14 protein-coding genes are annotated in these 14,960 nt (G+C 65.7%); 3 read left to right on the top strand and 11 right to left on the bottom strand.

The features are described from left to right. Nucleotide 1: 1 nt before the first annotated feature. The 8 genes from ACYQ0L_RS05975 to putA all read right to left on the bottom strand — a co-directional run bounded on the left by ACYQ0L_RS05975 (nucleotide 2) and on the right by putA (nucleotide 8,439). Nucleotides 2-469 (bottom strand): DoxX family protein, encoded by a 468-nt coding sequence (locus ACYQ0L_RS05975; protein ID WP_459788119.1) that lies wholly within the window; start codon nucleotides 467-469, stop codon nucleotides 2-4. 69 nt (nucleotides 470-538) lie between these two features. Beyond that, nucleotides 539-1,711, bottom strand: a complete 1,173-nt coding sequence (locus ACYQ0L_RS05970) for a saccharopine dehydrogenase family protein (RefSeq protein ID WP_459788118.1) — start codon at nucleotides 1,709-1,711, stop codon at nucleotides 539-541. A gap of 14 nt (nucleotides 1,712-1,725) precedes the next feature. Beyond that, entirely contained in the window at nucleotides 1,726-2,094 is a 369-nt protein-coding gene (locus ACYQ0L_RS05965) for a hypothetical protein (protein WP_459788117.1), read from the bottom strand. A 141-nt stretch (nucleotides 2,095-2,235) separates the two neighbouring features. Continuing rightward, the gene (locus ACYQ0L_RS05960; protein WP_459788116.1) at nucleotides 2,236-2,547 is read right to left on the bottom strand and encodes a hypothetical protein; all 312 of its coding nucleotides are present in this window, start codon (nucleotides 2,545-2,547) and stop codon (nucleotides 2,236-2,238) included. Nucleotides 2,548-2,604: 57 nt separating this feature from the next. Continuing rightward, entirely contained in the window at nucleotides 2,605-3,942 is a 1,338-nt protein-coding gene (locus ACYQ0L_RS05955; protein WP_459788115.1) for a M1 family aminopeptidase, read from the bottom strand. Nucleotides 3,943-4,053: 111 nt separating this feature from the next. Beyond that, nucleotides 4,054-4,608, bottom strand: a complete 555-nt coding sequence (gene dcd, locus ACYQ0L_RS05950; RefSeq protein ID WP_459788114.1) for a dCTP deaminase — start codon at nucleotides 4,606-4,608, stop codon at nucleotides 4,054-4,056. A gap of 71 nt (nucleotides 4,609-4,679) precedes the next feature. Next, nucleotides 4,680-5,204 carry a hypothetical protein gene (locus ACYQ0L_RS05945; protein ID WP_459788112.1) on the bottom strand — a complete coding sequence of 175 codons (525 nt, stop codon included), beginning with the start codon at nucleotides 5,202-5,204 and terminating at the stop codon, nucleotides 4,680-4,682. Nucleotides 5,205-5,268: 64 nt separating this feature from the next. Beyond that, the gene (putA, locus tag ACYQ0L_RS05940) at nucleotides 5,269-8,439 is read right to left on the bottom strand and encodes a bifunctional proline dehydrogenase/L-glutamate gamma-semialdehyde dehydrogenase PutA (protein WP_459788111.1); all 3,171 of its coding nucleotides are present in this window, start codon (nucleotides 8,437-8,439) and stop codon (nucleotides 5,269-5,271) included. Nucleotides 8,440-8,618: 179 nt separating this feature from the next. Here putA and ACYQ0L_RS05935 point away from each other — a divergent pair, with 179 nt between their 5' ends. From ACYQ0L_RS05935 to ACYQ0L_RS05925, 3 genes are all read left to right on the top strand, one after another. Continuing rightward, nucleotides 8,619-9,401 (top strand): Crp/Fnr family transcriptional regulator, encoded by a 783-nt coding sequence (locus tag ACYQ0L_RS05935; RefSeq protein ID WP_459788109.1) that lies wholly within the window; start codon nucleotides 8,619-8,621, stop codon nucleotides 9,399-9,401. Between the two features lie 119 nt (nucleotides 9,402-9,520). Next, nucleotides 9,521-10,264: a Crp/Fnr family transcriptional regulator gene (locus ACYQ0L_RS05930; RefSeq protein WP_459788108.1), complete on the top strand. Its 744-nt coding sequence runs from the start codon at nucleotides 9,521-9,523 to the stop codon at nucleotides 10,262-10,264. A 213-nt stretch (nucleotides 10,265-10,477) separates the two neighbouring features. After that, nucleotides 10,478-12,184 (top strand): BCCT family transporter, encoded by a 1,707-nt coding sequence (locus ACYQ0L_RS05925; RefSeq protein ID WP_459788107.1) that lies wholly within the window; start codon nucleotides 10,478-10,480, stop codon nucleotides 12,182-12,184. 9 nt (nucleotides 12,185-12,193) lie between these two features. Here ACYQ0L_RS05925 and ACYQ0L_RS05920 read toward each other — a convergent pair whose 3' ends face one another. The 3 genes from ACYQ0L_RS05920 to fliD all read right to left on the bottom strand — a co-directional run bounded on the left by ACYQ0L_RS05920 (nucleotide 12,194) and on the right by fliD (nucleotide 14,888). Beyond that, nucleotides 12,194-12,844, bottom strand: a complete 651-nt coding sequence (locus ACYQ0L_RS05920) for a response regulator transcription factor (protein WP_459788106.1) — start codon at nucleotides 12,842-12,844, stop codon at nucleotides 12,194-12,196. 236 nt (nucleotides 12,845-13,080) lie between these two features. After that, nucleotides 13,081-13,461: a flagellar protein FliS gene (locus tag ACYQ0L_RS05915; RefSeq protein ID WP_459788105.1), complete on the bottom strand. Its 381-nt coding sequence runs from the start codon at nucleotides 13,459-13,461 to the stop codon at nucleotides 13,081-13,083. Between the two features lie 2 nt (nucleotides 13,462-13,463). After that, nucleotides 13,464-14,888 (bottom strand): flagellar filament capping protein FliD, encoded by a 1,425-nt coding sequence (fliD, locus tag ACYQ0L_RS05910; RefSeq protein WP_459788104.1) that lies wholly within the window; start codon nucleotides 14,886-14,888, stop codon nucleotides 13,464-13,466. Between the last annotated feature and the right edge of the window lie 72 nt (nucleotides 14,889-14,960).

The raw sequence follows: 14,960 nt of genomic DNA, 5'->3' as shown, positions 1-14,960 counted from the left end.
GCTATCCTTCGGCGAACGCGCCGCTCTCGGCCCGGCCGGTCTCGCGCCCTTCGGCACGCGCGGCACGCACTTCGGCGCGGCGCGCCCGGTCCCGCTCGCGCCAGACGTCGACCGATCCGCGCGCCTGCCCGTAGGCGAACACCATCAGCAGCCCGCCCGCGATGGCGAGGTTCCTCAGCGCCATCTGCAGTTCGGCCGGCTCGCCCAGCCGGTTGTGGAAGAAGAAAATCGTCGCCAGCGTGAAGCCGCACAGCAGGATGCTGCTGATCCGGGTGAGGAACCCGATCGCGAGGAAGACCCCGAACACCAGTTCGAAAACGCCCACCGGCAGCGCGATATTGGTCGGCAGCGTGGTCGCCTTTTCGATGAACGCCTGGGTCTCCGCGACGTTCATCAGCTTGATGATGCCCGCCATGATGAAGATCAGGGCCAGCAGCATGCGCCCCAGAACCGATGCAAGAAAAGCCATGTCGCTACGTCTCCCCGTGGTGACCACGGCCTAACAACCGCGCGCGTACGGTTCGGCTCCCGCCGATGGCTATACCTCCACCGCAAAGGTCAGCGCGGCATGCTCGCGCAGCCGTTCGACCAGATCTTCGCCGAGGATCGATCCCGGCGTCCCGATCCCGCCCGGCGCATCGCTCTCGAGCAGCGCGATGCCCGTCTCCCCGATCATCCGGCTGGTCGAGCCATAGCCCGGATCGTAGCGGCCCTTGACCGCGTAGCGCAGCGTTTCGCCATTCGCCGTCTCGCCCACGAACAGCACGTCGTAATGGCCGTTCTCGCGCTCTTCGGGCGTGGGGCCTTCGCCCGGCTTGGGCGGCTTGGAGCCGAACGGGTTCTTCATCATCTCGGCGGCTGCATTGGCCGCCGCCTTGCCCGCTTCGCCGGGGCTGGTCAGCACCATCTCGTCGTAGCGGAAATCCTCTCCGTAGGGGTGTCCGCGCAGGAAATTGGTGCGATGCACGTTCTTCGTGTTGATCGGCGCCATCACGAAAGGCGCGGCCCACTTGCCCAGATCGCTCTCGTACTTGGGGATCATGCCACCGGGCTGATCGGGGCCCTCGAAGCCCGGCGTGAGGCCGAAGGGGCTGCGCATGATTTTGATGAGCGACGGATCCTTGGCCATCGCCTTCATCGTTTCGGCAAGGCTGGCGGCGGTGCCGCCGCTGAAGGTGCCCTTCATCGCCCGCACGCGCCCGCGCACCGTCGTGCACGGCGCACCGAAGCGCTCCTTAGCTTCTTTCTGCAGCATCAGTACGCCCAGATCGAAGGGGATCGAATCGAACCCGGAAGAAAAGCTGATCCGCGCGCCGCTGGCTCTGGCGTCCGCGTCGTACTTGTCGATCATCTGCCGCATCCATGCAGGCTCGCCGCACAGATCGGCGTAGTGCGTGCCTGATTTGGCGCATGCGGCGATCAGTGGCTCGCCATAGAGCTGGTACGGCCCGACGGTGGAGATGATCACCTTCGCCTGCTCGCACATCGCATCGAGGCTGGTGGCGTCGGCGGCATCGGCGACGATCGTGGGCGTGCTGTCGGGCGCACCGATTTCTGCCTTCACCTCGGCCAGCTTGTCCGGATTGCGTCCCGCCATCGCCCATGTCGGCGCGTCGGGCCTGTCGCCATATTCGCGCAGGAAATGCTCGGCGACGAGACGCCCGGTATACCCGGTCGCGCCATAGATCACGATGTCGAATTGCTTGGCCATGTTTCTCTATCCTCTCACTTCGTCACCCCTGCGAAGGCAGGGCCCAGTTCCCGTCGTCCGGAGATGGGTTCCCGCATGCGCGGGAATGACGATGTTGTGTTGCCGATATGTGTGCTTTGGAAGGGCTGGCGAGTCAAAACTCCACCGCCCACAATCTGCGGCATGCTGTCTGCTTTCGCCCATCGGCGGGCGGATGAGGGCGACATGCACGGGGTGATCAGGGTGACACGTGTCACCCGAGTGTCACCCTGATAAGTGCTTGGAAAAACAAGGCTGCAAGCGCTCAAGGTGACACATTGCCGTTTCTTGACGAGAAATTTTGCACCTGCGCGCGAAAGCGGATCGATAACCGGCATGGCGTGGGTGAGGAGAGCGGCGGTCATGTCAGGCGCATCATTGCAGGTGCGCCGCGGGTAGGAAAATGGAAGATAGGGAGCGCCGTCGTGTTCGCTTGGGCTTTGTGACGTCCGCTGACGGGGTGCAGCCGATCTAGACGCGATACCCGAGATTGGGGTGGAAAGCGGTCATTCGATTTCTCGGGCGACGAGAGCGCTTTGACGCCAGTGGATGCGCTTTTGCCATTGCTTGGCCATTTTGGTTGAAGGAGCGACACTCAATCGCCTCCGCGACCGTTCAAGCTCTGACTTCAGCTCATCGTTGCTCAGCTTATGCAGTTCGTCATCGCGGTGCGGAACGCCAGATCGCTTGCCCATTGCAGCAACCTGCCTGTCGTATCGAATGTCTGCAATGGGGTCGTTACCTGAAGGGCCGCTCCTGTCCGAAATGCCGCCCAATCGGTCACGCTGCCGCCCCTGCAACCGCGGCAGTGTGACCACCTGCGCCGTCCTTGTAGCTCGTCTCGCACCGACCGTCGCCCGCACGAACACGAACCCTCAGCCTTCGGTACCGTCGTCCCCAAACACCCACTCGTCGAAGATCGCAGCGAGATCGCGGCCGCTCGCGCTTTCCATCGCACGCTGGAAATCCATGCTGGTCACCGTGCTGCCGGCATGCGCGCGGGTATAGGTTCGAACGCCGTTCCAGAATGCCTCGTCGCCGATCTCTTCGCGCAAGGTGGCGAGAAACAGCGCGCCCTTGCTGTACTGTACCGCGCGGCGATAGCCGAGCGAGGGGTAGTCCCCGCTCCAGGTCAGCGGCTTGTCCCAGCCGCGTTCGCGCAATTGCTCGCGCCGGTTGCGGAAGACGTCGAGTTCCTGCTGGTACGCCCCCTCGCCGTAGCGATGCTGTTCCCATGCGGCGACCATGAAGGTCGCAAAACCCTCGTTGAGCCAGAAATCGCGCCAGGTTTGCGTGGTCACGGCGTTGCCCCACCACTGGTGCGCGAGTTCGTGAGCGATGATCCACGCCGATGAAGGATCCTCGCCTTCCCGGTCTAGCTCGCCCTTACCGATCAGCGAGAAGCTCATCGTCTCCTGCGCCTCGCGATCGGGGACGAGTAGCTGTGCGTAGGAGCCGCCGGGCAGGTCGAGCCCGCTGCGCTGCGTGAAGAAGGCAACCATGTCCGGTGTCTGCGCAAAGAGATCGGACAGGTCGGCAGGCTCGCCCGTCGCGTTCAGATAGTGCAGCGTGCCCTGCGGCGTCTCGACCGTTTCCGTCGGGTAATTGCCGGCGGCAAAACCGAACAGGTAGGGCGAGGTCGCGGCAAGGCTTCGGTAGCGGTACAACACGAGATCGCCGGGCAGGTCGTGCGTCGCGTAACGCTCCCCCACGCCGAGCGAATCCGAACCTTCCGGGAGGAACAGGTCAAGTTCCAGTCCGGCCTTGTCGCCCGGCGCGTTCTGCAGGCACACCATCCAGTCGCAGGCGAAATACCCTGTGTGCATCCCTGCCGGGGTGAGGGTGACGCCGCGCTTTGGAAAACCCGAAAACGCAAAAGACAGTTCGACCGTTGCGCCCGCCTGCGTGGCACGCGGGAGCGAGAAGACGATGCCATCCTCATCGGAGGTGACGGCCGCCGGTTCTCCATCGACAAGCGCATCGCTGATGCTCAGCTCGTTGGGCGAAAAGACGAGCGCGCGAAGGTCCGCTCCTGTCGCCTCGATCATGATCGTTTCGCGGCCAGAGATTGCACCGCTTGCCAGATCGGGGCGCAATTGAACGCCATAGCGCTCTACCTGGAAGCCAGCGCCGGGCTGCGCCGCCAGTGGAGCGGCGCTCGCCAGCATTGCCGTGCAGATGGCGAAGCTTGCCAAGAACCGTGTGCGCATCATGGTCGTCCCCCTTGCGATCGGGGCACGCTACGACGGCAGGGGATCGCATCCAGCCACCTGCGGCGATGCGTGGTGGGGAGGCGATGAACGCGCCCTGCGCCCGAACGCCCCCTACAACCGGGGCAGCGTGACCCCGCGCTGGCCCATGTATTTGCCCGCGCGGTCCTTGTAACTGGTTTCGCAACGCTCGTTGCCCTGCAGAAACAGGAACTGGCACGCGCCTTCGTTGGCGTAGATCTTGGCGGGCAGGGGCGTGGTGTTGGAAAATTCCAGCGTCACATGTCCTTCCCAGCCCGGCTCCAGCGGGGTGACGTTCACGATGATCCCGCAGCGCGCATAGGTGCTCTTGCCGAGGCAGATGACCAGCACATCCTCGGGCACGCGGAAATACTCGACCGTGCGGGCGAGCGCGAAGGAGTTGGGCGGGATGATGCACACGTCGGTCTCGCGATCGACAAGGCTGTCCGCATCGAAGCTCTTGGGGTCGACCGTTGCCGAATTGACGTTGGTGAAGATCTTGAACTCGGGCGCGACGCGCGCGTCGTAGCCGTAGGACGACAGGCCGTAGGAAATGCAGCCGTCGCGCCGCTGCGCCTCCTCGAACGGCTCGATCATGCCGTGCTTTTGCGCCTGCTCGCGAATCCACTTGTCGGAAAGAATGGCCATGCGCGAAGGTGTGTGGAACGCGCGGCCCTCGCGCAAGCCTGTTTGCGCGGCTTATCCGCCGGCGGTGCGTGCTAGAGCGGTTTGGCGCCCAGCTTCGGGTTGAGCTTGCCGACGTGGTTCAGCCACGCCTTGGGGCGGCGCAGCATGCTGGAGGGGTAGGTAACCTTCAGCCCCGCGAGCTGCGCCATGCGGCCCACGAAGTGGATGCAGTTGCGCCGGTCGAGGTCGTAGAACTTGCCTGGCGCGTTTTCCCACGCCGAAATCTCGCGCTTGATCCGCGCATATTGCGCGTCGCTGAGCGTGACGGTGAAGTGCCGGTTGGTGGAGCGCACGCTCTTGTCGCTCTCGCTGAGGATCGCGTGTTCGACCGGCCCGTTGAGGATCGCGGTGGTGGTGTGCTTGGCGGTGAAGCCGTAATTCTCGTCCACCTTCGTACCGTCGTCGAGCGTTCCGTCCAGCACCACGAAGGCGTGGGGATAGCGCCCGAACAGGACCGATCCGTCGAACGAATGGAACGACATCCGCACTTCCGCGAAGGCAGCGTGGGACCAGGCGAGCGCGACCAGCGCGAGGAGCAGCTTGAACGACTTGAGCATGCTCGCCTCTTAACAGAGCGATGCGTGAAGCGGAACCGGATGTGCTGCTTCACGCACCATCATGTCACAAGCTCGCCAGCAGGGTGGCGTTGCCGCCGGCTGCGGTCGTGTCCACGGTCACCACGCGTTCGGTCGCGAAGCGCGAAACGTAGTGCGGGCCGCCCGCCTTGGGGCCGGTGCCGGAAAGGCCCTCGCCGCCGAAGGGCTGGCTTTCGACCACCGCGCCGATCTGGTTGCGGTTGACGTAGAAATTGCCGACCTTGATCTTCGATTCGACCAGGCGGCGGGTTTCCTCCACGCGGCTGTGGAGGCCGCAGGTGAGGCCGTATCCGACCGCGTTGATGTCATCGACGACCTTGGCCAGATCCTTGCCCTTGAACTTGGCGACATGCAGCACGGGGCCGAAATTTTCGCGCTGGAGGTGGCCAATACCCTCGATCTCGATGATCGTCGGCAAGACAAAGCTGCCGCGGGCGAAGGCGGGATCGTCGTCCGCGCGCCAGATCGTGCGCCCGATGGTGGCCGAGCGTGCGATGTGTCGTTCCAGCGCGGCCTGTGCGTCATGGTCGATCACGGGGCCGACATCGGTCGCGAAATCGGTCGGGTCGCCGACGGTCAGCGCCTGGAAGGCCCCGCGGATCATCGTCAGCATCTCGTCGTAGACGTCTTCCTGTATGTACAGGACGCGCTGCGCCGAACAGCGCTGGCCCGCGCTCTGGAAGGCACTGGCGATGACATCGCGCGTGACCTGTTCGGGCAGGGCGGTGGAATCGACGATCATCGCGTTCTGGCCGCCGGTTTCGGCGATCAGCGCGGCGATCGGCCCGTCGCGCGCGGCGAGGCCGCGGTTGATCGCCTGCGCGGTCGCCGTACTGCCGGTGAAGGAAACGCCCGCAATGCGCGGATCGGCCGTGATAAGTTGACCGACCTCGCCACCGCCTGGCAGCAGCTGGAAGACTTCCTTGGGAATGCCCGCATTGTGGCACAGCCGCACCGCCAGCGCCGCGATCAGCGGGGTCTGCTCGGCCGGCTTGGCGATCACCGTGTTGCCCGCGGCGAGCGCGGCCGCGGCCGGGCCGGTGAAAATGGCAAGCGGGAAGTTCCATGGGCTGATCGTGACGAACACGCCGCGCCCGGCCAGCTTGAGGTAGTTCTGTTCGCCGGTCGGCCCCGGCAGCGCCGTCGGTTCGGTGAACAGGCGCCGCGCCTCGTTCGCGTAAAAGCGCAGGAAGTCGACCGCCTCGCGGATTTCGAGCACCGCATCGACCAGCGTCTTGCCCGCTTCGAGCTGGCACAGCGACAGAATCTCGTCGGTGTGCTTTTCGAATTCGTCGGCTGCCGCTTCGAGCAGCTGCGCGCGCTTTTCACCGCCCAGTGCATTCCACGCCGGCTGGATTTCCTGCGCGCGGCCGATCGCGTCTTCCACTTCCTCGGCACTCGCGTCGCGCCTTGTGCCGATCCGCATGCCGTGGTCGAACGGCGCGGTGATCGGGGCGATTTCGCCGGGAACCTCGGCCTTGAAGGTTGGCGAGGCTTCCCACTGCCGTTCGCGCATGGCGTGCAGACGCTTCAGCAGCGGTTCGCGCACCAGCGGATCGGCAAGGTCGATGCCTGCGCTGTTGCGGCGGCCCGGGAAGATATCCTTGGGCAGCGGAATCTCGGGATTGCGCTTCGGCTGCAGCGCCGCGAGCTCCGCCACCGGGTCGGCGGCGAGATCTTCGGCCGACTGGCTGGCATCGGCCATGCGGTTGACGAACGAGCTGTTCGCCCCGTTTTCGAGCAGGCGCCGGACGAGATAGGCGAGCAGGTCCTTGTGCCCGCCGACCGGCGCATAGATGCGCACCGGAGTCTTGGCGTTTCCTTCCGCCTTGGCGAGCGCGGCGTAGAGTTCCTCGCCCATGCCGTGCAGGCGCTGGAACTCGAACTCGGTCCCGCTCTTCGCGCGCTGCTTGATCGCGGCGATGGTGTAGGCGTTGTGCGTGGCGAAGGCGCCGTAAATGCGGTTCGGGGCGCCCAGCAGCACGTCCGCGCAGGCCATGAAGGATACGTCGGTGGAGACCTTGCGGGTGAAGACCGGGAAATCGTCGAGCCCGGCGACCTGGGCGACCTTGATCTCGGTATCCCAGTAGGCGCCCTTCACCAGCCGGATCATGAACTTGCGATCATGCTTTTCGGCCAGGTCGACCAGCCAGCGGCACAGCGGCACGGCGCGCTTCTGATAGGCCTGGACGGCCATGCCGAAGCCTTCCCAGCGCGATCCGTCGGGCCGGACGAACAGCGCATCGTCCGCCGCCATTGCCTCCACGATATCGAGTGAGAGCTCGAGCCGGTCGGCTTCTTCCGCGTCGATCGAGAAGTGGATGTTGGCATCGCGGCAGCGGCGCGCGAGGTCGTTGAGGATCGGCAACAGCGCGCTGATCGCGCTGTCGGCATGGAAGATGTCGTACTTGGGATAGAGCGCGGTCAGCTTCACCGAAATGCCGGGGCTGCCCGATATCGTCCCGTCGCCTTCCTTCTGCAGCCGCTCGATCGCCTCGATATAGGCTTTGCGATAGCGTTCGGCATCGGCGAAGGTCATCGCCGCCTCGCCCAGCATGTCGAAGCTGTGGGTCAGGCCCTTTGCGCGTTCGGGCCCGGCGCGCTTCAGCGCCTCGCCGATGTTGCGACCGTATACGAACTGCCCGCCGAGGATGCGCATGGCCTGGAAGGTCGCGGTGCGGATCACCGGTTCGCCCAGGCGGTTCATCGCGCCGCGAAGCGTACGCTCCATCTTCTTGTGCTGGGCTTCGGGCTTTTCGAGCACCTCGCCCGTCAGCATCAGCGAGAAGGTCGCCGCGTTGACGAAGGTGCTTTCGGACTTGTTGAGGTGCTCACGCCAGTCGATCTCGCCGATCTTGTCGCGGATCAGCGCGTCGGCGGTGCGCGAATCGGGCACCCGCAGCAGCGCCTCGGCGAGGCACATCAGCGCGATGCCCTCGTCCGTGTTCAGGCCGTACTGATAGAGGAAAGCGTCGATCCCGCCGACTTCGCGGGAGCGTGCATCGCGTATCAAGTCGACCGCGAAAGCATGGATATGGCCATGATCGCGCGTGAAAGCCTCGGTCTCGTCCAGCCGCCGTGCCACGCACAGTGCTTCCTCCTCGCGAAAGGCGGCACGGATATCTCCCCGGTCGAGCGGCTCGACGCTCGGCATGGGGGTGTGGTCGGCAAGCGGATTCGTGGTTGGCATGTCCATATAACATCGCGAGGTGGACCCGACCGGGGCGCATATCAAGCTTTGTGTAGCGTTTGCATGGTCTTGACGGGGCGCCGGGAAGGGTGGGCCCCGGGCAAGAGGGTCGACGGGAACCGGGCAAGCGGCTAGTTCCCGGCGCAATGTCGGCCGTGTCCCAGCAAACGGCCAAGGGGGTACCGATGACACTCGAGGAGGAACTGCGCGCGTTTCCCATGACCGGGCGCTTTCTTTTCGGACGCCTGCGTCACACGTTGAGCCTGGAAGAGCGCGAGCTGCTCGAAACGCTGCCGACCGAGATTGCCACCTATGAAACCAGCTCCCGCATCGTGGAGGCAGGCTCGGTCTGCGGCCGCTCCACCCTGCTGCTGGAAGGCTTCATCATGCGTGGGCTCGAACGGCTCGACCATAGCGGCGGCAAGCGCTCCGCGCTGAGCGTGCACGTGCCCGGCGATTTCGTGGACCTGCACTGTTTCGCGCTCAAGCGACTGGACCACAATGTCGATACGATCGGCCCGGCCAAGCTCGCCTATGTCCCGCACGAGCGGCTGCGCGAAATCGTGCGCGACGCCCCGCATCTCGCGCGAATCCTGTGGTCGTCGACCCTGCTGGATGCGGCGATGCACCGTCAGTGGATCATGAAGCTGGAACAGCTGACGACCCCGCGCCGCATCGCGCATATCTTTGCCGAGTTGTGGCGCCGGCTGGAATGGGTCGGACTGGCGGGAAAGGGCGGTTTCGAGACCCCGCTGACCCAGGTCGACCTGGCCGACATGAGCGGTTCGACCGCGGTCCACACCAACCGTGCGCTGCGCGAACTGCGCGAGCGCGGGGTCGCCGAATTCTATCGCGGACGCGTCCGGTCGGACGACCGGGAGGCGCTGGAAACCTATGCCGATTTCGCCCCGGATTACCTCTATGGCGAAGGCCAGCTGGCACTCGACCGCAAGGTTTTCGCAAACTGATCGCTTTTCTTGTATGATTCCTGTGCAATACTCGCGAAGCTAACATGCATCAGTAGACGGTTCGCGCGGTGGCTCGCTATCCGCGCGGCACCGATACACGGATGGAAAGACGGGGGGCGATGGAATTTCCGAACACCGGTGATTTTCTCGCTGGTCGACTTCGCGACAAGCTTGCGCAGGACGACCTCGAATTCATTGAAACCCTTGTCAGCGAACGGCGCGAGGCGGAGACCGGCGAAGTCCTGCTCGATCGCGGGGCGGTCGCCGAAACCAGCACGATTCTGATCTCCGGATACATCTTCCGCACGATCGAGAGCGAGAACCGGCGCTTCATCGTGGGCGTGCATGTTCCAGGCGACTTCGTCGATCTGCATGCCTTCGCGCTGAAGCGTCTCGACCACAATGTCGTGGCGGCGGGGCCGATCACCTACGGGGTGGTGCCCCATGCGCGCCTGCGCAAAGCGCTGGAAGAACGCCCCCGGGTTGCGCGGGCGCTGTGGTTCGCGACGCTGCTGGACGCGGCGATCCACCGCAAGTGGATCCAGATGCTCGAACAGCTCGATGCGCCGCGCCGGATTGCGCATATCTATTGCGAACTGCAATGCCGGTTCGAACTGATCGGGCACGCCAACGCCCGATCGCTGCGCACGCCGTTCACCCAGATCGATCTGGCCGACATGTGCGGGGTCAGCGCCATCCACGCGAACCGCGCGGTGGGCAAGCTGCGCGATCTCGATCTCGGCGAGATCCGCCGCGGGGACCTCTATACCTCGGACTGGAATGCATTGCGGCAATACGCGCAGTTCGAAGGCGACTATCTCTACGGGGACGGACTGCTCCGTTTCGATGAAGACTGGCTCTGAGGGGATGCAGCGCATCGCCGCGTGAGCGACGAGGCGCCGTGTTTCGGCGGCGAGCGGTTGCCTGAACCCGATCCATTTGCAACAGGGGGCCCGTGACGGGGTCAGCAATCGTCCTGATTGCCCCGAAAGCGCCGCAGATGCGCAATCGCGTACCGGCATCGCCGGGCATGATCGTGCGGCGCTTTTCTTCCTGACCCGTCCGAGGAGCGCACCTTGGCCGAACCGACCACCGCAGGCGACGACGACAGGATCTCCGAACCTCTGACCGATCTGCCGATCGCGACGGCGCGCAGGGGGTTCTATCAAGGCTACAGCACGCATGTCACGATCCCCGGCAAGGTCGCGATCGCCCTGCTGATCGGCTGGGTCCTGTTCTTCCCGCAGCAGGCATCGAAGACCCTGACGATTGCGAACACCACGATCATCGCGGGCTTTGCGGGCTGGTACGTCTATCTCGTCGCCTTCCTCACGCTGGTCACGCTCGTGCTCGCGATCATCCCGCAGTCGGGCTCGCTAAGGCTCGGCGCGCCGGGCGAGGAGCCCGAGTTCGGCGTGTTTTCTTGGTTCGCCATGCTGTTCGGTGCCGGCATCGGCATCGGACTGCTGACCTATTCGATCGGCGAGCCGATGTCGCACCTCCAGACCAACCCGGATACGATCCGCGGGATCACGAGCCCGGTTTCGCCCGAAAACGTGCGCCCCGCCTACATGTACACCTTCCTGCACTGGGGTTTCGCCGCCTGGTCGACCTACGCGCTGGTCGGCCTGGCGGTCGGCTATGTCGCCTACCGGCGTGGCCTCCCGCTCACCATCCGCAGCGGTCTCGCGCCGCTGTTCGGCACGTTCCTGTCGGGCATTGTGGGCCATATCATCGATATCTTCGCGGTGGTGGCAACCATCCTCGGCGTGGCGGTGACGCTGGGCCTCGGGGTGGAGCAGTTCGTCGCCGGGCTCGACCGGCTGGGCATTGGCAGCTGGCTGATGACGGGCGATGGCACCGCCTCAACCTTTGCCATCGTGGCCGCCGTCGTCGTCCTGGTGGGGGCTTCGACCCTGTCGGCGATGTCGGGCGTGGGCAACGGGATCCGCTGGCTGTCGAACCTCAACATGGGGCTCTCCTTCCTGTTGCTGGCCGTGTTCATGGTGTTCGGCGCGGGGCTTTACGGGCTCGAGCTGCTCGGCATCGGCCTGTTCGACTATGTCCGCACCTTGCCCTCGCTCGCGCTCGCGCTGTTCCGGCCCGACGGGACGGTGATCGGCGACGCGCTGGCGCAGTGGCAGCTCGACTGGACGGTGTTCTACTGGGCCTGGTGGATCGCCTTCGCGCCCTTCACCGGCATGTTCATCGCGCGCGTTTCGCGCGGACGCACGCTGCGCGAATTCGTGCTGGGCGTGGTGCTGGTGCCCTCGCTGATGGGGTTCATCTGGATGACCGTCGTCGGCGGCACCGCGGTGCAGCTGGAACTGAACGGCACCGCCGGGGGCGCGATCCTCGATGCGACCATCTCCGATCAGCTCTTCGCCACCCTCTCCGTGATGCTGACCGGCCCGATGGCGACCCTGATGGCGGGGCTCGTGGTGATCCTGCTGATGACCTATCTCATCACCTCGGCCGATAGTGCGATCCTCATCATCAACACCATCAACGGGGCGGGCGAGGACGACAGCGATCGCCGCCGCCACATCCTGTTCTGGGGCGGGGCGCTGGGGCTGGTCGTGGCGAGCATGCTGATCCTCGGCGGGATCGACGCGCTGCAGACCACGATGATCCTCGGCGCGCTGCCGTTTTCGCTCGTCGTGGTGCTGATGGCGCTCTCGCTGGTCAAGGCGGTGGTGTTCGACATCCGGCGCAAGCGCTACGGCGTGGCGACCCACTCGGAAGAGATCCTCGAAGCGCACGCCGAGGCGACCCGGAACTGACCAGCCCGGTCAGCCGATCATCGCGACTTTCGCGGCTTCTGGCGTCAGCAGGCTCGCGGTCTCCGGATCGTCGAGCGCGCCGCCTTCGACCGCGATCCTGATCGCCTGTGCGCTGTTGAGGACGCCCAGCCGCTTGAGGATCGCCGCGCGATACTTCTCGACCGTGCGCGGGCTGATCTGGAGGTGGTTGGCGATCGCCTTGTTGGTGCCATGGGTGATCAGGCACACCAGCACTTCGCGTTCCCGTGCGGTCAGCCCGGCGAGCAGCGCGCGCGCCTGGGCGAGATGCCGCCTGCGCTCCCGCTGAAGGCGCAGGGCAGGGCCCAGCCGCTCGACCTCCGCCGCGATCGCGGGGAGGGCGAAGGGCCACGCAAAATAGCTCGCCGCGCCCGCCTGCATCGCCGTCACCACCTGTTCGAGCGGGGGCGCGGCGGCGTAGCCGATCACCGGCACCGGGCGCGCCGTATGGCGCGTTTTCTCGCACAGGCCGATCGTCGCGCCGTCCGCATCGTGCACCAGCGCGATTCCCTCGGACCCGCCAAAGGCGAGGAATTCGCTCACGCTTTCGAAGGGTTCGGCATGGGCGTCGCCCTTCAGCACGATCCGGCAGACCTCGGCCCGCCGTTCGAAATCGGCATCGATCACGAAGATCCTGTCCATGCACCACCCCCACACATCCGCCGGTTACCGGAACGGATCAGATCGTGGGAGAGTGCATCTCCCTTCGTTCTGCCCCTGCGTTCAGGCCTCGCATTCTGGCACTCGCCCCGGGCTGCGCGCCCGCTGGTCGAGAACCGGCGTGGCGCGTACTTTCCTGCACAGGGCGGGGTCGTGTCAACACGGCGTGGCCGCGAACAGCCACTGCCGCAGGGGGCGGGTGCCGGCCGGATCGCCGGTCAGGCGGTGCGGGCGGTCTTGAGCGCGTTCATGATCTCGATCACGTCGCCGCGCAGCGTCTCGATATCCCCGGTGCGCGTGGTGGCGGCCGAGCCGAGCAGGAGGTGGCGCGATCCTTCGTAGAAATCGAGCAGGCTGGAGGCGAGTTCGTTCTCCCGGTCGACGCCCATCTCCAGCGCGGTCAGGATCGCGATGCCGCGGGTGATCGCGTCGCTGCGCCCGGCGCGATTGCCGCGCAGGTCCGCCTGCAGCAGCTGGCCCAGCGTCAGCGAAAGCTCGTCGAGGCAGTAGATGACGATGTCCTGCGCGCTTCCACCGCGCACCCGGGCATCGAAATTGCTCTGCTGATAGGCGGTGCGCGGATCGGTCTGGGCGAGCATGATCAGTTCCGCTGCGCGTTCCAGACGTCGATCTGCGACTTGAGGAAGTCGAGCGTCGACTGCGAGCTGCTGACGCGCGCATCGGAGGCGGCGAAGCGGGCGACCATCTGGGCGCGCAGCGCTTCATGCTTCTCGGCCAGCTCGGCAAGATCCTCGGAAATCGTCTCCGACTGCGAGGTATAGCGGGCGACCGACCCGGCCAGCGACCCCGGATCGGTGGACATGGCGTTGTTGCGCGCCATCTTGTCGATCGTTGCGAAGACGCCGTTGATGCCCGGCGTGAACATGGCGGCGACCGCTTCGGGATCGCGGGTCAGCGCCTGTTCGAGCCGCGCGCTGTCGAGGCGGAAGGTGCCGTCGCGCTGGATCGCCACGCCGAGCTCGGCCAGCGTGCGCGGTGCCCCCTCGGGTGCATTGGGCATCAGGACCTTGCTGCCCAGTGCGGAGAATTCGCGGCGGAGCGCGCGCGCGCCGTAATCGCGGGCAAGGTCGCCCGTCAGCGGATCGGTCGCGGCGTTCAGTTCGCCCGCGATCTCGTTCAGCGCAGCCACGATATCGGTCAGCGCGCTGGTCACGGCGGCCTTGGGATTGCCGAAGGCGATCGTGGTCGGTGCCCCGCTATTGGTGCCGGTCAGCTCGAGCGAGAGGCCCGGCGCAGCATTGGCGATCTTGTTGCTGGCGCTCGTCCGGGAGAGCCCGTCGAGCTTGTATTGGGCATCCTGCGACGTCGCGATCAGCCGGCCCGGGTCGTCGCCCGGAGCCCAGGCGAGATTGGCGAGGCCAGGATCGGACGCATCCTCGCTCGCCTCGATAACGAAGCCGTCGTTCAGTCCTTCGGCACCCTTCATCACCAGCTGCGCGCCGGCGGTCGTCTGCGAGACATAGGCGGTGACGCCCGCGTTCTTCGCGTTGATCGCCTTTGCAACGTCGGCCAGCGTGGCGCCCGCGGCGATGTCGATCGTCACCGCGTCTTTCGAGGCATCGGCGGTGAAAGCGCCCGTGGAGGTCGCGCCGAAGCGGATCGTCAGCTGGCCCGAGCCGACCGGGTCGGTCGCGGCCCCATAGGCAGGCCCGGCGAGCGTCTGCGACGCGGCGAGCTGCGACACTTCGAGCGTGTGGGTTCCCTTGCCGGCGGTGCCGATCGGGGCGGAGACTTTGGCAATGCCGGCAGCGGCGATGGCGGGCTGGGCGGAGAGATCGCCGGTGCGCACCCGGTCGCCGAGCGCGCTGGCGAAGGAGGACAGCAGGCTGCGCAGCGCGGAGGCGGTGGAAATCTGGCGCTCCAGCACCTCCGACTTGCTTTCCAGCCGCTGCTGGCGCGGTTCGAACTGGGCACGGGCGAGGTCTTCGGCCAGCGCGACCATGTCGACACCGCTGCCGACGCCGAGCCGGCTCGCGATCGAGGAGGTGGAGGATGTCGTTTCCATCACCTGTCAGAACGGCTGGTTGGCCGAGGAATTAAGAGCGCAAATGCCGGGAATGGCTCCCGGTGGCACCAG

The organism is Alteriqipengyuania triglochinis, assembly GCF_054655655.1.
This window is presented reverse-complemented; position numbering and strand designations above follow the sequence as displayed.

Excerpts from the sequence above, each read along its gene's own strand:
- ACYQ0L_RS05975 (WP_459788119.1), bottom strand. The coding sequence starts at position 469 with ATGGCTTTTCTTGCATCGGTTCTGGGGCGCATGCTGCTGGCCCTGATC.
- ACYQ0L_RS05970 (WP_459788118.1), bottom strand. The coding sequence starts at position 1,711 with ATGGCCAAGCAATTCGACATCGTGATCTATGGCGCGACCGGGTATACC.
- ACYQ0L_RS05965 (WP_459788117.1), bottom strand. The coding sequence starts at position 2,094 with ATGACCGCCGCTCTCCTCACCCACGCCATGCCGGTTATCGATCCGCTT.
- ACYQ0L_RS05955 (WP_459788115.1), bottom strand. The coding sequence starts at position 3,942 with ATGATGCGCACACGGTTCTTGGCAAGCTTCGCCATCTGCACGGCAATG.
- dcd (WP_459788114.1), bottom strand. The coding sequence starts at position 4,608 with ATGGCCATTCTTTCCGACAAGTGGATTCGCGAGCAGGCGCAAAAGCAC.
- ACYQ0L_RS05945 (WP_459788112.1), bottom strand. The coding sequence starts at position 5,204 with ATGCTCAAGTCGTTCAAGCTGCTCCTCGCGCTGGTCGCGCTCGCCTGG.
- putA (WP_459788111.1), bottom strand. The coding sequence starts at position 8,439 with ATGGACATGCCAACCACGAATCCGCTTGCCGACCACACCCCCATGCCG.
- ACYQ0L_RS05935 (WP_459788109.1), top strand. The coding sequence starts at position 8,619 with ATGACACTCGAGGAGGAACTGCGCGCGTTTCCCATGACCGGGCGCTTT.
- ACYQ0L_RS05930 (WP_459788108.1), top strand. The coding sequence starts at position 9,521 with ATGGAATTTCCGAACACCGGTGATTTTCTCGCTGGTCGACTTCGCGAC.
- ACYQ0L_RS05920 (WP_459788106.1), bottom strand. The coding sequence starts at position 12,844 with ATGGACAGGATCTTCGTGATCGATGCCGATTTCGAACGGCGGGCCGAG.
- ACYQ0L_RS05915 (WP_459788105.1), bottom strand. The coding sequence starts at position 13,461 with ATGCTCGCCCAGACCGATCCGCGCACCGCCTATCAGCAGAGCAATTTC.
- fliD (WP_459788104.1), bottom strand. The coding sequence starts at position 14,888 with ATGGAAACGACATCCTCCACCTCCTCGATCGCGAGCCGGCTCGGCGTC.